Genomic DNA, 17210 nt, shown 5'->3' on the forward strand with positions numbered 1-17210 from the left:
TCGGTCTGCCACCAGGTATCGACAATGGGGCACCGCCCCTTGCCGACATGCTCGTCATACCAGTTCCATGCTTCGGGGTTGATCGGCTCGCCCACCGTGCCCAAAAGGCGCAGGCTGGACAGGTCGTGCTTTTCGACGAATTCCGGCCCCTTCCCCATCAGCGCCCGGATCGCGGTCGGCGCGGTGTAGAACTGGTTCACCTTGTGCTTGGCGCAGACTTCCCAGAACCGTCCCGCATCGGGCCAGGTCGGCACGCCCTCGAACATCACCGTCGTGGCACCGTTGGCCAGCGGGCCATAGACGATATAGCTGTGCCCGGTAACCCAGCCGACATCGGCGGTGCACCAGAAGATGTCGCCGTCATGGTAGTCGAAGGTATATTCATGGGTCATGGCGGCAAAGACCAGATAGCCGCCGGTCGTGTGCACCACGCCCTTCGGCTTGCCGGTCGAGCCTGACGTGTAGAGGATGAACAGCGGATCCTCGGCATTCATCGGGCGCGGCGGGCAATCGGGGCTGGCCTCCTGCATCATCGCCTTCACGTCCACGTCGCGATCCTCGACCCAGGTGGTCTGATCGCCGGTATGCTTGACGACGAGGCAGCGAACCTTGTCCGAACAATGCAGCAGGGCCGCGTCGGCATTGGCCTTGAGGTTGGTCTTGCGCCCGCCGCGCGGCGCGGTATCGGCGGTGATGACCACCTTGGCGCCGCTGTCATTGATGCGGTTGGCCAGCGCATCGGGCGAGAAACCGGCGAAAACGATGGAATGGATGGCCCCGATCCGCGCGCAGGCCAGCATCGCATAGGCGGCCTCGGGGATCATCGGCAGATAGATCACGACCCGGTCGCCCCGCATGACGCCCTGGCTCAGCAGCACGTTCGCCATCCGGTTCACGTTTTCGGACAATTGCCTGTAGGTGATGTGCCGGGCGTCGTCCTTCGGATCGTCGGGCTCGAAGATGATCGCGGTCTGCTCGCCGCGCTTGTCCAGATGCCGGTCGACGCAATTCACGCTGACATTCAGAACGCCGTCCTCGTACCACTTGATGTTGACCTTGCCGAAGGTGAAATCGGTGTTCTTGACCTTGGTATAGGGCTCGATCCAGTCCAGCCTCTTGCCCTCGCGGGCCCAGAAGGCTTCCGGATCACGAATCGATTCGGCATAGAGACGGTCGTAATCGGCGGGCTTGACGTGCGCGTTTTCGAACCCGGGCGGAATTCGATGCTTTTCAATGGTTTCGGTGCTCACGACATGCCCTCCTTACAGCCATTTCCGTCCCTTGTCCGGTTGCCGGTCCCCACCGGCCGGCGGCGCTGAAAGCACCCCCGTGGCAGATGTTAATCATATACGGCACTTCAAGTTAAGCATTTTTTATATAACGAGAAATTTGTAAAGTTATTGACGGATTTCAGATGTAAAATGTAAATTGTTCACATTCGCCGGAGTGGGCTTCGGGACTCTGCCATGACCCGCGATCCGATGCGGCCCTGCGCGATCACTGGTTGAATGCCCATCGGCACGCCGCGGCCTTCGTCGACTTGCCGGATTTCTCCTTCTGGCAGATGATGCGCGAGCGCGCCCTGCCGAATGTCGGTTTCGGCGCGGCCTAGGGCTGACGCCCGCGGATCCCGGCGTATGAAAAAGCCGCCGCGATGGCTCGCGGCGGCGTATCCGAGGACGGTCGGATGGGATTTTACTGCGGCCGGTCCATGCGCGCATAGACCGAAATCTTGCCCTTGACCGGAGTGGCCCAGTTCAGCCGGATCTGTCGCCTCGTGCTGCCGATCTCGGCCTGCACCCACGGCGCCGCGTCGATGCGGTTGTTCGAGCCGTCCGTGATCGGCCCTTCGGCGACCACCGACTGCACGGATTTTGCCCAGGCCTGGAACGGCAGCCCCTCGATCACCGGCAGATTCCATGTCCGCGAGGTGCTGTTCTGCTCGTGCTGGACCAGCAGCGGGTTCGAGACATAGTTGTTCACGCCGTTGAAGGTATTGCCCTCGAACTGGACGTTCCGCATGTTGTTGTAATCCAGATCCGCGATCGAGGTATCGACCCTGTCGATCCGGTCCACATTGCCGTAAAGCGCCTTGAACACGTTGCCCGATACGGTCAGGCCGTGGATGAAATGGCCGCTGCCATAGGGCTTGACCGTCAGCCAGGTGAACCAGGCCGCGGTATTGGAACACAGGCAGGTATTGCCGGTGATGGTCAGGCCACCGAAGCTGAACTGGCTGCCGCTGAAATCGGGCCGCGCGCTGTGTTCGTTGGTCCATTCGATGGAGGCGTTGTCGATGTAGTTTCCGGTGATCGTGGTCTGCACGTTGGTCAGCGTCAGCACCAGCCCGGCATAGCGCAGCCCCTCGCCCGAGCCGTCGCCCTGGAACCAGTGATTGCCGCTGATGATATGCCCGCCGCCATTGGCGACCATGAAATGCGCGAAACGCACGAAGCGGTTGTCGCGGATCTTGGTGTCGTTGGCATTGACATTGATCGCGATCGAGCTGCGCTGCTGCGCGGGCAGATCGATCTCGCTGGACAGGAATTGGCAACGGTCGATCAGCATGTCCTGGCAGCCCCGCCCGATCGAGGTGATGCCGCGATCTCTGGGCTTGGTGACATAGCAGTCGCGCACGGAGATCATCTCGCCTTCGGGGGCCAGCATGATGCCGCTCGCGATGGATTCGCAGCTGAGGTCGAGATTGACGAAATTCAGCCGGCTCAGCTGCTTGATCCCCGAAAAGTCGAACAGGTAGCGGTAGCGCTCGAAGGTGTAGCTGCGCGTCGCCGCCCCGCCGTAGAGCGGTTGCGACAGCGAAAGCCAGCCCTCGGCCACGTTCTTGCCGTTGACATAGACCTCGCGGCCGACGCCGTTGCCGGACACGCGGCTGCCGATCTCGATCGCCGCGACATTGGCGACATTTGTCAGCCGGTCGGGCGTCGCGGGGTCGTAGCTGGCGCGGCTGTTCCAGCGGCCGGTGTCCCAGGCGGTGCCGGGCTTGGCCTGGATGCTGCCATTGGCGATGACCCGGCGATTGGAAAACCCGTTCAGATCGGGGGCCAGATCCTGAATGACCAGCGGTTCATCCAGATCGACCCGACGCCCGCACAGATCCAGCGTGACATGATCGGTATAGCCGAACAGCGCCTGCAATGCCTTTTTCATGCCCAGCGTCTCGTTCCCGAAGGCGTCGGCATAGGTCGGGAAATCAAAGCTTTGCAGGAACGAGACACGGGTGGAATCGGGTGTGCGGATCCTGCCCTTGAAGCGGATCGGGCTGTTTATCCCAAGGTCGCCGCTGATATAGAACGTGCCTTCGGGAACCAGCACCCAACCGCCATTGGCGGCCTGGTCGGCGGCGATGAAGGCGGCCCGGTCATTGGTGGCATTGTCGCCCCTGGCGCCGAAATCCCGCACGTCCACCCAGTCGATCAGCGACGGGATGAAGGCCGCTGTGATGTCGTCGATGCGGATCGATTCGATGCGGATCGCACCACCATTGGCGCCAACCAGATCCAGGCCGAAATGGCCGAAGACCGGCACCGTGCCCCAGCCCATGTCGACACCCGCGCGCGCGCCGACGCCGACGATGGCGCTGACCTCGACCACCTCGCCATAGGTTGTCAGCGGCACGGTCGGGCCGACCTCGACCAGGCCGGTCACATGATTGCGCGCGCCATCACCTGCCCAGCCCGCGATGCGCACGCCGCACAGCGCGCCGGCCACTGCCTTCACGCGGGCCGAGATGCGCAGGTAGACGCCGGGGATCATCGGCGTCTCGCCCATGAAACGGATCTGGGTCGTCGTCTGCTGCTTGTAGATCTCCAGACAGGCGCCGAAATCCTGATCGGCCGGGACGATTCCGGCGTTGTCGGCGCTGGCCCAGGTCGGACTGGACGAGGTGCCGTCGGTCCGCGACCAGGCGTTCAGCCCCGCGCGGAAGGCCGGCGGCATCAGCATGAGGCCGTTGGTGATTGCGATGTTCATTCCTGTCTCCCCATCCGCTGCGGAAGGGGCCGTGGCCCCGACGAAGGAGTGAAGGAATAGTTTATGACCGGTTAACGAAACCTTGCACGCGCGCGCGCTGCACCGGGTCGGGACGCAACGCGCGATGGTGACCAGGACAGCAGAGCGGCCTTCGTCCGAACTGTTCCAGCCCTGCGCGTCAGTGACTTGCGGCCAGTTCCCCGGCCAGCGCCCGTTCGATCAGCAGGCGCGTCTCGTCGATGCCGTAGAGCGCGATGAACCCCCCGAAACGCGGTCCCTGATCGGCCCCCAGAAGAACCTGGTAGAGTGCGCTGAACCAGTCGCGCAGCGGTTCGAACCCGTGATCCTTGCCAATCGCGAAGACCATGCTTTGCAACGCCTCGGGATCGGCGGGCTGATCCCATGCGGCCAGCCGCGAGGCCAGATCCTCCATCGCCCGGCGCTCGACCTCGGTCGGGGCGCGGAACCGCCGCGTCGGGGCGACGAAATCGGTGAAGTATCGCACGGCAAAGCCCGCGGCCCGATCCAGACCGGGATGCGTCTGGGGGCTGGCCTCGGGCGCATAGCGACGGATGAAGCCCCAAAGCCCCTCCTTGTCGGTGGCCCCCGCGACCGAGGCCAGGTTCAGCAGCATCTGGAACGGCACCACCATGTCCGAGGCCGGCACCTCGCCGCCATGGATATGCCAGACCGGGTTCGCCAGCTGCTGCTCCGGCGCCTGCTCGGGATAGGCGCGCAACTGCTGGTGATATTCGTCAACAGCCTTGGGGATCACGTCGAAATGCATCCGCTTGGCCGTTTTCGGCTTCTGATACATGAAATAGGAAAGGCTTTCGGTCGCCGCATAGGTCAGCCATTCGTCGATCGACAGCCCGTTGCCCTTGGATTTGCTGATCTTCTGGCCATGGTGATCCAGAAACAGTTCATAGGTGAAATGCTCGGGCTTTCTGCCGCCCAGAATCTCGCAGATGCCATCATAGATCGGCGTGTTGGTGCTGTGATCCTTGCCATACATCTCGAAATCGACATCCAGTGCGGCCCAGCGTGCGCCGAAATCCGGCTTCCATTGCAGCTTTACCCGCCCGCCCGTGACCGGCAGCGTCAATTCCTCGCCGTCCTCATCGAAGGTGATCGTGCCGTTGGCCGCATCGACATGCTTGATCGGCACATACAGCACCCGCCCCGTGGTCGGACTGATGGGCAGGAAACAGGAATAGGTCTGCTGGCGTTCCTCGCGCAGGCTGGCCAGCATCACCTCCATGATCGCGTCGTAACGCGCGGCCGCGTCCAGCAGGGTCGCATCGAAGCGGCCCGATCTGTAGAATTCGGTGGCGCTGATGAATTCGTAGTCGAAGCCGAACGTGTCCAGAAAGCGCCGCAGCATGGCGTTGTTGTGATCGCCGAAGCTGGCATGGGTGCCGAAGGGATCGGGCACGGAAGTCAGCGGCAATTGCAGGTGCTGGCGCAGCATGTCCTGCTGCGGAACGTTGTCGGGCACCTTGCGCATGCCGTCCATGTCGTCCGAAAAGCAGATCAGCTTGGTCGGGATGTCGCTGATCATCTCGAAGGCGCGGCGGATCATCGTGGTGCGGGCAACCTCACCGAAGGTGCCGATATGCGGCAGGCCCGAGGGGCCGTAGCCCGTCTCGAACAGCACGAAACCCTTTTCGGGATCCGCCTTATCGTAGCGTTTCAGCACCCGGCGCGCCTCTTCGAATGGCCAGGCCTTCGAACGCATCGCGGCATCGCGCAGGGTGGTCATCGCTTTTCTCCCGGTTGCAAGCTTCGACGCCTTATTGAACGCGGGCGCAATCGTCAATAATTTGCCTGCGAACCGATGGAGAACCGACCATGACCACCGACCTGCCCTCACTTTCGCCCTGCGACGCGCTGGTTGCGGTCATGGTGGCCGTCTCGGCATCGGATGCGCAGATGCGAACCTCGGAACTTGTGGCGATCCAGCGCATGGTCGATCACGCCCCGGTTTTCGCCGATTACGACGAGGATCGCATCCGCGCCGCCAGCCAGACGGTGATGACGCTGTTCGAGGAAGAGGACGGCCTGGACGCGCTGTTCGGGCTGATCCGCGATGCGCTGCCCGAAAAGCTGTATGAAACCGCCTATGCGCTGGCCTGCGATGTGGCCGCCGCCGATGGCAGGCTTTACGAGGGCGAGATCGCGCTGCTGGCCGAAATCCGCGACCAGCTCAACATCGCGCGCCTGCACGCCGCCGCGATCGAGCTTTCGGCACAGGTTCGCCACCGCGTGATCTGAACCCCGGTTCCGACCGCTTCGTCAGCCACCTGAACCGGCCCAGGCCTGCAGCATTTGCCGCTGCAAGCGCTTGGCGTCGCGCGTCCAGGCACGGACCCCGGCCGGCTGTTCCTGTCCGCTGGTCGCCTCGTGGCGCGCCGGATCGACGGACAGGATCGCGAAACAGCGTCGGTTTCCGTCTGCGCCGGTCACGTAACCCGCGAGGTTCGAGACGAAATTCAGCGTTCCCGTCTTGGCCGCGACCTGTGCAGATCTGTCCGGGTCCAGGCCCAGATCCTCGGCCAGCGGATCCGTCTTCAGCAGTTCGGGCAGCCCTGCCGCGAGCCCCGGACCGGCCAGCATCAGGGCCATGCCCCTCGCCGTCACGCGACTGTCGTCCGACAGGCCGGAATGGTCGCGAAGCTGGAACCCCGCGCCCTGCCCCTTCGTCGCCAGCCAATCCTGCATGGCACGGGCCGAACTGGCGGTATCGGGGGCACCGCTGGCCTGCAACCCGACGACTTCGGCGGTCAGGTTGGTCGAATAATACAACATGTCGCGCAGGATCGTGATCAATGGCGGGCTGTCCAAGGCTGCGACCTCTTCGGCCACGGGCAGCATCCGGATCGTGTCGGGCCGGGGCAGCACCAGGCCGCGCGCGCGGCACAACGTCTGGAACACGTCGCCCGCGTAAAGCTCTGGCTTGCGCACCGGCAGCCAGCGGCTGCCCGGCTGGGCGATGGCGGCGCGCGAGACGGTCCAGGCCTCGATCCCGTCCTCGCTGCGATAAGAGAACAGATCGGGCTGATCGCCGGGCGCGACAGTGATCGTGTAGGCGCGGGGCGAATGCCGCTCTGCCCGCGCCTTCAGCGACATCTGCATCCGTCCATCGGCGCGACGCCAGTTCAGATACACCCGGTTGAAATTGAGGATCATCCCCGACAAGGCCGGGTTATAGGCCAGCCAATCGGCCTGCGGGGGCGCAATTTCCTCGATTTGCGGCAATGCACCGCCCCAGACGGCAAAGCGCGCCGGAGTGGCCGCACCGGCGGCAACCAGATCGGCGGCCAGCCGATCAAGGTCATCCGACGACAGGACCGGATCGCCGCCGCCTGCAAGGATCAGCATATCGTCCGCCCGCAGCACACGCGTCCGGAAACGGTGGGTCTGCCCCAGCCGATCCAGCGCGTAAAGTGCGGTGATCGCCTTCATCGTGCTGGCGGGCGAAAACGGCATCGCGGCGCCCCCTTCCGCCATTATCCGACCCTGCAACGGATCGACCAGGGCATAGCCTGTCGTGCCCGCCAGACCGGATGCCCGGATCAGCTGCGCCGCATCCGGCAGCGGCCTTGCCGGCGGACGCGCGGCCTGCGGCGTCTCTGCCCGCGCGGTCCGGGCAAGGCAGAGGGCGGCGATTCCGGCCAACAGGCCGCGGCGGCTGGAACAGCCCGTCACGGCGGATCCCTCAGGTCCGGCCGCACGAGGCGAAGCGCGGTCGAGGAATGGGCCGACATCGGCAGATTGACCAGCACCCAGGCGGGCGGTCTGCGATCGGCCAGGCCGGCCGCCGCGGCAAGCGGCAGCCGCCAGCGTTGCAGTTTTTTCGCCGCGACCGAGTGACGGGCGGCAGTTCGTGTTCCCGGCCGCGCCAGAACTCCGATCGGCACCGCCGCCGCGACTTCTTGCCAGCGCTCCCAGAGGTGAAACTGGACCAGATTGTCCGAGCCCATAAGCCAGATGAAACGTACGCCCGGCCAGCGACGACGCATGGCGGCGATCGTGTCCGCGCTGATCCGCGTGTTCATCCGCGCCTCCAGATCACTGATCACGACGCGGGGATCCTGCACCAGCGTCTGCGCCGCCTGCATCCTTTGCCCCAGCGGCGCGGGCCCGCGCGTCTTCAGCGGATTCCCCGGTGAAACCAGCCACCAGACACGATCCAGACGGAATCGGCGAAAGGCGGCCTGGGTGATGTTGACATGTCCCGCGTGGGGCGGATCGAACGAGCCTCCCAGCAGACCGATGCGCATCCCTTCATGCGCGATGGGAAATCCCGTCATCATCCGTTCGATCTAGTCGATCGGCATCGTCTTGCGCAACCGTTCCTGCCGGCAAGGCAGGTTCCACCGGAAGAACCTCGGACAGGATCGTCACCCTGCCGCGACCGCCGTATTTCGACCGGTACAGCGCCACGTCGGCATCATGCAGGATCCGGTCTTCCGTCAGGTTTCGGTAGTGTTCGGAAAGAACGATCCCGACGCTTGCGGAAACGGTGCAGCCCGGCAGTTTTTCGGGGATCCGTTCTTCGATGCGCCGGATAATCCGGCAGGCAAGCCGGTCCAGCGTCGCGGCATCGTTCAGGTCGCGCAGGATCAGCAGGAATTCGTCGCCGCCGACCCGCGCGGCGGTATCGTTGCTGCGGATCGCTTCCTTCAGGATATCGGCAACGTCGCACAGGACCCGGTCGCCCGCCGCGTGGCCCAACCGGTCGTTCACGTCCTTGAACCGGTCAAGATCAAGCTGCGCCAGCGCGAATCCTGCGCCCTTGCCATCGCGGAATGTCTTCAGCGCGGCTGACAGGACCAGTTCCACGCCCCGGCGGTTGGTCAGTCCGGTCAGTGGATCGGTATGCGCCTGCAACTCGGCCGCCTCGCGCGCGGCCTGCAATTGCTGATTGAAGTTCGACAACTCGCTCAGGGCGGCGCGGTTGGCCTCGTGCAGGAACAGCAGCTCCATCGCCAGTTCCGCCGGCGCGAAATCCTGATCCGTCAATCCGGCATGGCTGACCGCGTCGGTCAGTCCGATACCGAAGCCCAGATTGATCAAAATCGCGGTTTCGGACCCCGCCGCGGCTACTGCATGACCCCTGAGGGTCAGGTGCGGCGGCTCGGTCAGACGCAGGAAAAGCCGTTCGCCCCGCGTGGCGGCCGTCGCGATTTCGTCGATCAGCGACTGCCCGGTCGTTGCGCGCGCCTGGGTCAGAACCTCGCCGATCTTCCGGCATTTCCGGCCCAGAACCTTGCGCAGGGTCGGCCCGGTCCCCAGGATTTCGCCATCCGGTGCCATCAGCAGATGCATCGGCAAGAGCCGCTGAAGCGTCGGCGTCGAGAAGCTGATCTGCGGTTCGGGGATCCGCATCAGCGGGACGCCGTCGCGGCGTGATAGGGATCGCCGAGTTGAAAGCCGCGATCTTCCGAAAAGGATTCGTCCGAGATGCGGACCGTGATGACATCGCCCTCGACCAGAATCAGCCCAAGCGCGCCATAATCATCCGCCATCCCGCGCAGGATACCGCCCAGCACTGGTGGCCAGCCCGCCTGAGCCTCGGTCAGTTCGATCGTCACCGTATTGGAATCGTCTTGCCGGATCAGGATCGACGGCATTCGCAGTTCCGGCACGACCATATGGGCGCGGTCCGGCAATTCGTCCAGCCGCATCACGAAATCGCGGAAGTTGCTGCCCGAAAAGCGGAGCAATCGGCGGATCGGTTCGTGCCGCGCCAGCCATGCGCCCAGATCCTCGAACAGGTCCGCTTCGGGCTTGGCCAGCCTGCGGGCGGCCTCGCGCATCGCGCCGGCATAGCCGGCGCCATCAGGTCCGGTATCGATCAGCCCCTGCGACATCTGATCCAGAATGTCCTGCCAACGCTCGATCCCATAGACCTCACGCATGAATTCGCCGATGGCGCGATCGAGCAATGTCTGCATCTCTCACCTTCCTTTTGGCGTAAGCCTAGCGCCGAAAAGTGAAGAAACCGGTAAGACCGGGGCTAATCGATGCTCCAGCCGTGACTGCCGGGGCCGGCCAGGATGGTGCGGGCGGTCATCACCTCTTCCGGCTTGATCTGAAGCGCCTGCGCCACCCGCAGCACGCGTTCATCCGCCTGCAGCACAAAATCAAGAACATGGACCGCCAAATCCGCGTCGCTGGCCATGGCGCGAAGATCCTCGGGCCTCAGCCCCGTCGCGCCGAGAAAGCCCTGAATCAGGTCAGGATCTTCCGTCATCCAGATCAGCGCCGACAACGCCAGCTCGCGTGCCTGTTCGGGCGAATAGGCCATGGGTCACCCCTGCGTGAGTTTTGCGCGGATTTCCGCCGGCTCCGAATAGCGGAAACACTTTGTTAAGGAAATCCTGTGATTCTTCGCCGAAACGGGCAGGAAGGGGTCTGAAGGCTGATGACGGCTCGCATCATCGTTGCTGACGGAACGGCCACGACGCGCATCATGATGAAGGTGCGGTTGGGGTCGGCGTGCCATGGCGTGCTGACCGCGGCAAGCAGCGCCCAGCTTTTGCAGCACCTTCGCGAGGGCAAGCCCGACCTGGTGCTTCTGGCCTCGGGTTTTCCCGATTGCGCGCTGGTCGATCTGTGCGGACTGATCCACGTCGAATATCCCGAAGTGACGATCCTTGCGATAGCCGATGCGCAGGTGCGAATCGAGGCTTTACGGGCAGGTGCGGCGGCTGTCCTGGATCCCGCCGCGGACGAACAGATCCTGCTGGCGCGCATTCGCGGTCTGCTGCGCGATGCCGAAGATGTAGCCGAACAGGTCGGCGCGATGCGCGAGGCCGCCGCACCGTTCCGCCATGCCCGCGAAGATCGCGTCACGCTGGTTGCCGACAACCCCGGCCGCGCGCTGCGCTGGCGCCATGGCCTGCAATCGCGGCTGCATTGCCAGTTCCGCATAAACAATCCCGAAGAGGCGCTGAGCCTTGCCGTGACCGGCGAAGGTGCCGATCTTTATCTGATCGCCGCCGATATCGAGGGGCGCGGTGACGGTTTGCGGCTGCTGTCGGAACTGCGCTCGCGCCACGGCTCGCGCCATGCGGCCTTTATCGTGGCCACCTTGCCCGAACGCAGCGAATTGTCAGCCATTGCGCTGGATTTGGGCGCGGGCGAGGTTCTGCCGATGGATCTGGGCAGCGGCAGCAATCCCGAAATGGCGGCGCTGGCGGTCGAGGGCCAGTTGCACCGCAAGCGCGACGCCGACCGCCGCCGGGCGGAAACGCAGCGCAATATGGTCTGGGCCATGACCGATCCGCTGACCGGCCTGCACAACCGGCGCTTCGCCCTGCCCCGGCTGGCGGCGATGGCCGGCGATGCGATCCGGCAGCGTCGGCCCTTCGCGGTGCTGGCGCTGGATCTGGATCGATTCAAGACGATCAACGATCGCTTCGGCCATCCTGCGGGCGACGCGGTTCTTCGCGATGTCGCAGCCCGAATCGCCGCCTCGGTACCCGAGGCCGGGATGACCGCGCGCCTGGGCGGAGAGGAGTTTATGATCGTGCTGCCCGAGACCGACGAGGCAGGAGCCTGCGACATGGCCGAGACGATCCGCCGGCGCATCGAGGCAGACGGCATCGTCCTGCCGCAGTTGTCCGGCGGCGGACGGGTCAGGGTCACCGTCTCGGTCGGCGCGGCGGTTGCCCACCCGCCCACCGTGGATATGCGGGCCGAAACTCTGGCCGAATTGTCGATGGAACGGGCCGATCGGGCCCTGATCGTCGCCAAGTCGCTGGGACGCAACCGTGTCATGCTGGCGCAATCCGAACGTGCCGCATGAGTCCCGGCCATGGCGCGAAAGTAAAGGCGGACTGGCGAAAGCGGCGCCAAGGGCTTAGATTGGCACCCACCGCCCGCGCCCCTTGCCACGGAGACCGCCATGCCCAGCCAAGGCCAGACATCCCTCGCCAGCCTGCCGGCCGAAGACCGTCCGACGCGGCGGGCCATGCTGCTTGGCGCGCGCGGGCGCTGTCCTGCCTGCGGCCGAGGCAGGCTGTTCCGGAGCTATCTGAACGTGACCGATCTTTGCCCCGAATGTGGCGAGGCGTTGCACCACCAGCGGGCCGATGACGGACCGGCCTATATGACGGTTCTGCTGGTCTCGCATCTGGGTGCGCCGCTTCTTCTGGCGTTTTTTGTCGCCTTCCGTCCCTCGGCCGCAACCATGATCGTCGGTTTCGGGCTTGGGGCGGTGATCCTGTCGCTGCTGCTGCTGCCGCGGATCAAGGGAGCCATGATCGGGCTGCAATGGGCCAAGCGGATGCATGGTTTCGGAATCGACGCCGAGCCTGCCTCGACGTGACCGAAGCCGAACCGCCAATCCGCGACGCGGCGACGATCATCCTGATGCGCCGCGACGAGGCCGGCAGCCGGGTGCTGATGGGAATGCGTGGCGCGAAAGCGGCCTTCATGCCGTCGAAATACGTTTTCCCGGGTGGCGCGGTCGATCCAAGCGACGCGACCGCGCCGCTGGCCGGAACCCTGACCGCGCCTCATGCAACCCGCCTGGCGGCTGGACTGCGCGAGGGCGCGCCCTGCGATGTCCACGCCTTCGCCGCTGCAGCCCTGCGGGAACTGGCCGAAGAGACCGGCCTGCTGATCGGCAGGCAGGGTGGCGCGGCCTGCCCGTGGCCCGGCTATGCCGAGGCGGGGCTGTTGCCCGATCCGTCGGCCCTGATCTATGTCTTCCGCGCGATCACGCCGCCGGGTCGGCCCCGACGCTTCGATGCACGTTTTTTCGTGGCCGATGCGGCTGAAATCGCCGGCGATCCCGACGATTTCAGCCGCGCCTGCGACGAGCTTTCACACCTGCATTGGGTTCCCTTGGCAAAGGCGCGCGCCCTGAACCTGCCCTTCATCACCGAGGTCGTGTTGGCCGAACTGGCCCAGCTTGTCCGCAATCTGCCGCCTGGATCGGCTCTGCCGGTGCCTGGAACCGTGCCCTTCTTCGATAATCGCGACCACAGGCCGCGCTTTGTCCAGATTGCCTAGCGTCCGATAAAGCGCGCCGGACGCTTTTCCAGAAAGGCCGCGACCCCCTCGCGGAAATCGGCGCTGCGACCGGCCTCGCCCTGCAACCGGGCTTCCAGCGCCAGTTGCGTCTCCATGTCATTGCAGAACGCAGCCGCGAGCGCATGGCGGATCGACAGATAGGCGCCGGTCGGCCCCTGAGCCAGCTTCCGGGCGCGTGCGGCGACCTCCTCGGCGAAGTCGGCGTCGGCGACAGCATCCCAGATCAGGCCCCAGTCCGCCGCTTGTCGGGCCGGAATCGCATCGGCGAAAAGCATCATGCCCATCGCGCGCGCAGCGCCGATGGCGCGCGGAATGATGAAGGTGCCGCCGGCATCCGGGACAAGCCCGATCCTCGTGAAGGCCTGGATGAAGCTGGCGCCTTCAGCCGCGATCACGACGTCGGCGGCCAGGGCCAGATTGGCCCCCGCGCCGGCGGCGACTCCGTTCACGGCCGCGATGACGGGTGCCCGGCAGCCGGTGATCGCACGCAGCATCGGTTCGTATTCATCGCGCAGCGTGGCCTCCAGATCCGCGGCGGCGCCGGCATCGCCAAGATCCTGACCCGAACAGAAAGCCCGCCCCGATCCGGTCAGAACAACGCAGCGCGCCTCTTCGGGAAGGGTCGTCAATGCCTCGGTGATCTCGGCCCGCATCCGTGAATTCAGCGCGTTCATCACCTCCGGCCGGTTCAGGACAAGCGTGGCGATGCCATCGGCGACAGCGAACTGGATGGTCTCATGGGTCATGCAATGTTCCCCCGCGTCTCTTGGGGATCATGGCGCCGGAATGCAGCCTGCGAAAGCGCGACCCCGCGTCACTCGTGCATGATTTCGTCCAGCCGAGCACGCTCGGCCTCGTTCAGATCGCGGATCGAGGACGCGGCGCGGGACCGGCCGCGCAGGAAGACGAAGGCGAGGATCAGGCCCAGCAGGGCCGCCACCGGCGCCGCGAACCACAGCAGAAGATTGATACCGCGCATCGGCGGATCGAACAGCACGAACTCGCCGAAACGGTCCACGACGGCATCGACGACCTCGGCGTCACTGTCACCCGCCACCAGCCGCTCGCGGATATAGAGGCGCAGATCGCGGCTGACCCCAGCGTTGGATTCGTCGATAGACTCGCCCTGACAAACCGGACAACGCATCTTTTGCGAAATATCGCGGGCACGGCTTTCAAGGACGGGATTGTCAAGAACCTCATCGGGCTGAACCGCCAGCGCCGCGAAGGGCGCCAGCAGAAGCATCAGGATCAGCGCAAGCCGGCTCATTCCGCCGGAACCGCGCGGGCCGGCGTGGAGGAACGCGCGCCAGCCGCCACCCGGTAGCGGCGGTCCGACAGGCTGACCAAACCGCCAAGCGCCATCATGATCGCGCCCAGCCAGATCCAGTTGGCGAAGGGTTTGACATAGGACCGCACGGCCCAGCCCCCGCCGGCCTGCTCGTCACCGATGACCAGATAGATGTCACGGAAGAAGCCGTTGACGATGGCGGCCTCGGTCGTGGGCATGCCCTGCACCGGATAGACCCGCTTTTCCGGATAGGTTGTGGCGATACTGCGGCCATCCCGCGCCACCGCCATCGTCGCCATGGTCGAGAGGTAATTGGGCCCCTGAACCTTGTCCACCGCTTCCAGCGTGATCTGATAGCCCGTCAGGTCGAAGGTTTCGCCGACTTGGGCAACGCGGATATCCTCGGTCTGCCAGGCGGTCAGAAGTCCGACGCCGACAAAGGTCACACCCAGCCCGGCATGGGCGATCGCCTTTCCCCAGTCGGCGCGCGGCAGCCGCGCCAGCCGCGACAGACCGGCATTGCCGGTGCGATGGATCAGGTCGGCGACAGAGCCGGCGATCAGCCAGCTTCCCAGACCCGCGCCGATCACCGCGACCGCGCTGCGCCCGGTCGAAACTGCGAAGACCAGAAGCATCACCGCCAGGGCAAACATCAAAGGCCCGCGCAACAGCCGCATCGTCCGCCCCAGGAACGCCCGCTTCCACGGCATGATCGCACCCAAGGGCAGCGCCAGCGCCAGCACGATCATGAAAGGCGTGAATGCCTTGTTGAAGAATGGCGGGCCGACCGACAGCTTGCGATTCCACATCGCCTCGGCGAACAGCGGCCACATCGTACCGATGAAGACCACGAAGGCCGAGACCGCCAGCAGCACATTGTTCAAGACCAGTGCGCCTTCGCGCGAAGTCGGCTGGAACACGCCCTTGGCCATCATGGCCGGCGCCCGCACCGCATAGAGCGTCAGTCCGCCGCCGACGAACACCGTCAGGATTCCAAGGATGAACATCCCGCGCGCCGGATCGCTGGCAAAACTGTGAACAGAGGTAAGCACGCCGGAACGCACGATGAACGTTCCGATCATCGAGAAACCGAAGGCCATGATCGCCAGCAGAATCGTCCAGCTTTTCAGCGATTCACGCTTTTCGACAACGATGGCGGAATGCATCAGGGCGGCGGCCAGAAGCCAGGGCATGAAGCTGGCATTCTCGACCGGGTCCCAGAACCAGAAGCCACCCCAGCCCAGTTCGTAATAGGCCCACCAGGATCCGATCGAAATGCCCGTCGTCAGAAACATCCATGCAGCCAATGTCCAGGGCCGGACCCAGCGGGCCCAGGCGGCATCGACCCGCCCTTCGATCAGCGCGGCGATGGCAAAGCTGAACGCCATCGACAGCCCGACATAGCCCAGATACAGGAACGGCGGATGGAACGCGAGGCCGGGATCCTGCAGCAGCGGGTTCAGGTCGCGTCCGTTGAACGGCGGATCGGCCAGCCGCAGGAACGGGTTGGATGTGAAGATGATGAAAGCGTAGAAAGCCACCCCGATCGAAGCCTGAACCGACAGCACCCGAGCCCGCAGGCTGGGCGGCAAATTGCCGCCAAAGACCGCCGCCGCCGCGCCGAACAGCGCCAGGATCAGCACCCACAGCAACAACGACCCCTCGTGATTGCCCCAGACGCCGGTAAACTTGTACAGCATCGGCTTTGCCGTATGCGAATTCTCATAGACCAGCTTCAGCGAGAAATCCGAGGTCACGAAGGCAACGGTCAGAGCCGCGAAGGACAGACCGGTCAACACGAATTGCATGATCGCGGCGGGCCGCGCACTATCCATCCAGCCCTGCCAGCCTTTTGACGCGCCGACCATCGGCACGATCATCTGAAACAGCGCCACGGCGAAGGCCAGGACCAGGGCGAAGTGGCCGAATTCTGCGGTCATCTGGGTCGTCCTCCCTTTCTGACCGCAGCATATGGCAACAAAAAAAGGGGGGAAAGCCCCCCTTTGGCCGTAGCCCACGGTTTCCCGTGTGACCTATCCGCGCAGGCTGGCGACCCAGTCGCGCAGGGCCGCGTTGTCGGCGAAATCGTCCTCGGGGCGGATCGCGCCGGTCAAGGCCGCGGCGTCGCCTTGCCCCTCCTTGCTGACGGTTGCGGCGCCCTTTTTCGCAGGCCAGCCCTTGTTGCGGAAATAATACGCCTCGCGGGCACCGAAATAGAATCCGACGATGGCACCCAGAAGCCACCAAAGCGGCTCGGGCACCTGCTGCAAGCCCTCCATGCGGATCCCGAAACCGGCCGGCTCGACCATCGCATAAACGAACAGACCCATCGTCCCAAGCGCCAGCAGAGGGCGCGGCAGCCGGTTCAACCCGTTGATGAAACTATCGAAGAAACCCGGCCGCGCGATCTGGAATTCCTGTCCCAACTGGTTGATGGCGCGGGCATAGGCCTGTTCCTCAAGCTCCATCTTGCGGGTCGCGTTCTGGGTAAAGACTTCGGCCATGCCGGTGGCGGCACTGCCAAGCGCGCCGACACCTTGCGATACGCCCAGAAATCGGTCGATCACGCCCATCTTGCGGTCCTTTCACGATGTTCGGCCTCGGTCAGCCGGTATTTCGGGGCCATGAACTCCTCGGCCCGGGTGATCCAGCCGCCTTTTCCACCGATCTTGGTGCGCGCATATTTGCGGCTGGCCGGGCGCTGATCGGCGAGGGCGTAATAATAGTTCCGTCGCGCAATTCCGTAGGCGTCGGCCAGATGGTCGGGCGCAGCCTCGGCAGCGTCGGCGACGGCGGCGATGGTCTTCGGCCCCACCACGCCGTCCGCCTGCGCCGGAAACCCCATGCGCGAAACCAGCCTTTGCAGGATCTTCACCGCATT

Annotated in this window: 17 protein-coding genes; 4 read left to right on the top strand and 13 right to left on the bottom strand. The window is 64.7% G+C overall.

The features are described from left to right. From B4L36_RS08700 to B4L36_RS08710, 3 genes are all read right to left on the bottom strand, one after another. The coding region (locus B4L36_RS08700) for an AMP-binding protein (RefSeq protein ID WP_292955476.1) at positions 1–1250 on the bottom strand (1250 nt) is incomplete at its 3' end. Positions 1251–1695: 445 nt separating this feature from the next. Then, positions 1696–3990, bottom strand: coding sequence for a glycosyl hydrolase family 28-related protein (locus B4L36_RS08705; RefSeq protein WP_292955479.1), 2295 nt, complete (start codon positions 3988–3990; stop codon positions 1696–1698). A gap of 178 nt (positions 3991–4168) precedes the next feature. Further along, positions 4169–5752 (bottom strand): lysine--tRNA ligase, encoded by a 1584-nt coding sequence (locus B4L36_RS08710; RefSeq protein ID WP_292955482.1) that lies wholly within the window; start codon positions 5750–5752, stop codon positions 4169–4171. An 89-nt stretch (positions 5753–5841) separates the two neighbouring features. On the opposite strand from B4L36_RS08710, the gene B4L36_RS08715 reads away from it, so the two are divergent. Next, the gene (locus tag B4L36_RS08715) at positions 5842–6264 is read left to right on the top strand and encodes a tellurite resistance TerB family protein (RefSeq protein ID WP_292955485.1); all 423 of its coding nucleotides are present in this window, start codon (positions 5842–5844) and stop codon (positions 6262–6264) included. A 21-nt stretch (positions 6265–6285) separates the two neighbouring features. Here B4L36_RS08715 and B4L36_RS08720 read toward each other — a convergent pair whose 3' ends face one another. The 5 genes from B4L36_RS08720 to B4L36_RS08740 all read right to left on the bottom strand — a co-directional run bounded on the left by B4L36_RS08720 (position 6286) and on the right by B4L36_RS08740 (position 10303). Next, positions 6286–7698 (bottom strand): D-alanyl-D-alanine carboxypeptidase, encoded by a 1413-nt coding sequence (locus B4L36_RS08720; protein ID WP_292955488.1) that lies wholly within the window; start codon positions 7696–7698, stop codon positions 6286–6288. Beyond that, a complete protein-coding gene (locus tag B4L36_RS08725) occupies positions 7695–8306 on the bottom strand; it encodes a nicotinate-nucleotide adenylyltransferase (RefSeq protein WP_292955491.1) in 612 nt (203 codons plus the stop codon). The genes B4L36_RS08720 and B4L36_RS08725 overlap by 4 nt, the downstream gene beginning before the upstream one ends. Then, on the bottom strand, positions 8278–9381 hold the full coding sequence (locus tag B4L36_RS08730) for a GGDEF domain-containing protein (RefSeq protein ID WP_292955494.1): 1104 nt from the start codon (positions 9379–9381) through the stop codon (positions 8278–8280). Before B4L36_RS08730 ends, B4L36_RS08725 begins: the two co-directional genes overlap by 29 nt. After that, positions 9381–9950, bottom strand: coding sequence for a heme NO-binding domain-containing protein (locus tag B4L36_RS08735; protein ID WP_292955497.1), 570 nt, complete (start codon positions 9948–9950; stop codon positions 9381–9383). Before B4L36_RS08735 ends, B4L36_RS08730 begins: the two co-directional genes overlap by 1 nt. Positions 9951–10012: 62 nt before the next feature. Beyond that, a complete protein-coding gene (locus B4L36_RS08740; protein WP_292955500.1) occupies positions 10013–10303 on the bottom strand; it encodes a DUF3572 domain-containing protein in 291 nt (96 codons plus the stop codon). Between the two features lie 117 nt (positions 10304–10420). Between B4L36_RS08740 and B4L36_RS08745 the strand changes: the two genes are divergently transcribed. The 3 genes from B4L36_RS08745 (at position 10421) to B4L36_RS08755 (ending at position 13017) form a co-directional block, all read left to right on the top strand. Beyond that, positions 10421–11806, top strand: coding sequence for a diguanylate cyclase (locus B4L36_RS08745; RefSeq protein ID WP_292955503.1), 1386 nt, complete (start codon positions 10421–10423; stop codon positions 11804–11806). A 99-nt stretch (positions 11807–11905) separates the two neighbouring features. Continuing rightward, a complete protein-coding gene (locus B4L36_RS08750) occupies positions 11906–12328 on the top strand; it encodes a DUF983 domain-containing protein (protein ID WP_414692160.1) in 423 nt (140 codons plus the stop codon). 44 nt (positions 12329–12372) lie between these two features. Further along, positions 12373–13017 carry a DNA mismatch repair protein MutT gene (locus B4L36_RS08755; protein WP_349675823.1) on the top strand — a complete coding sequence of 215 codons (645 nt, stop codon included), beginning with the start codon at positions 12373–12375 and terminating at the stop codon, positions 13015–13017. On the opposite strand, the gene B4L36_RS08760 is transcribed toward B4L36_RS08755, so the two are convergent. The 5 genes from B4L36_RS08760 to B4L36_RS08780 form a co-directional block, all read right to left on the bottom strand. Continuing rightward, positions 13014–13784 (bottom strand): enoyl-CoA hydratase-related protein, encoded by a 771-nt coding sequence (locus B4L36_RS08760; protein ID WP_292955509.1) that lies wholly within the window; start codon positions 13782–13784, stop codon positions 13014–13016. The genes B4L36_RS08755 and B4L36_RS08760 overlap by 4 nt on opposite strands. 68 nt (positions 13785–13852) lie before the next feature. Continuing rightward, a complete protein-coding gene (locus tag B4L36_RS08765; protein WP_292955512.1) occupies positions 13853–14308 on the bottom strand; it encodes a cytochrome c-type biogenesis protein in 456 nt (151 codons plus the stop codon). Beyond that, positions 14305–16269, bottom strand: a complete 1965-nt coding sequence (locus tag B4L36_RS08770) for a heme lyase CcmF/NrfE family subunit (RefSeq protein ID WP_292955515.1) — start codon at positions 16267–16269, stop codon at positions 14305–14307. Before B4L36_RS08770 ends, B4L36_RS08765 begins: the two co-directional genes overlap by 4 nt. A 93-nt stretch (positions 16270–16362) precedes the next feature. Beyond that, positions 16363–16902 carry a holin family protein gene (locus B4L36_RS08775; protein WP_292955518.1) on the bottom strand — a complete coding sequence of 180 codons (540 nt, stop codon included), beginning with the start codon at positions 16900–16902 and terminating at the stop codon, positions 16363–16365. After that, a partial coding sequence (locus tag B4L36_RS08780) for a putative peptidoglycan-binding domain-containing protein (protein ID WP_292955521.1) occupies positions 16893–17210 on the bottom strand: 318 nt, incomplete at its 5' end. The genes B4L36_RS08775 and B4L36_RS08780, both read right to left, overlap by 10 nt.

Source organism: Paracoccus sp. UBA889 (assembly GCA_002294185.1).
GTDB lineage: Bacteria > Pseudomonadota > Alphaproteobacteria > Rhodobacterales > Rhodobacteraceae > Paracoccus.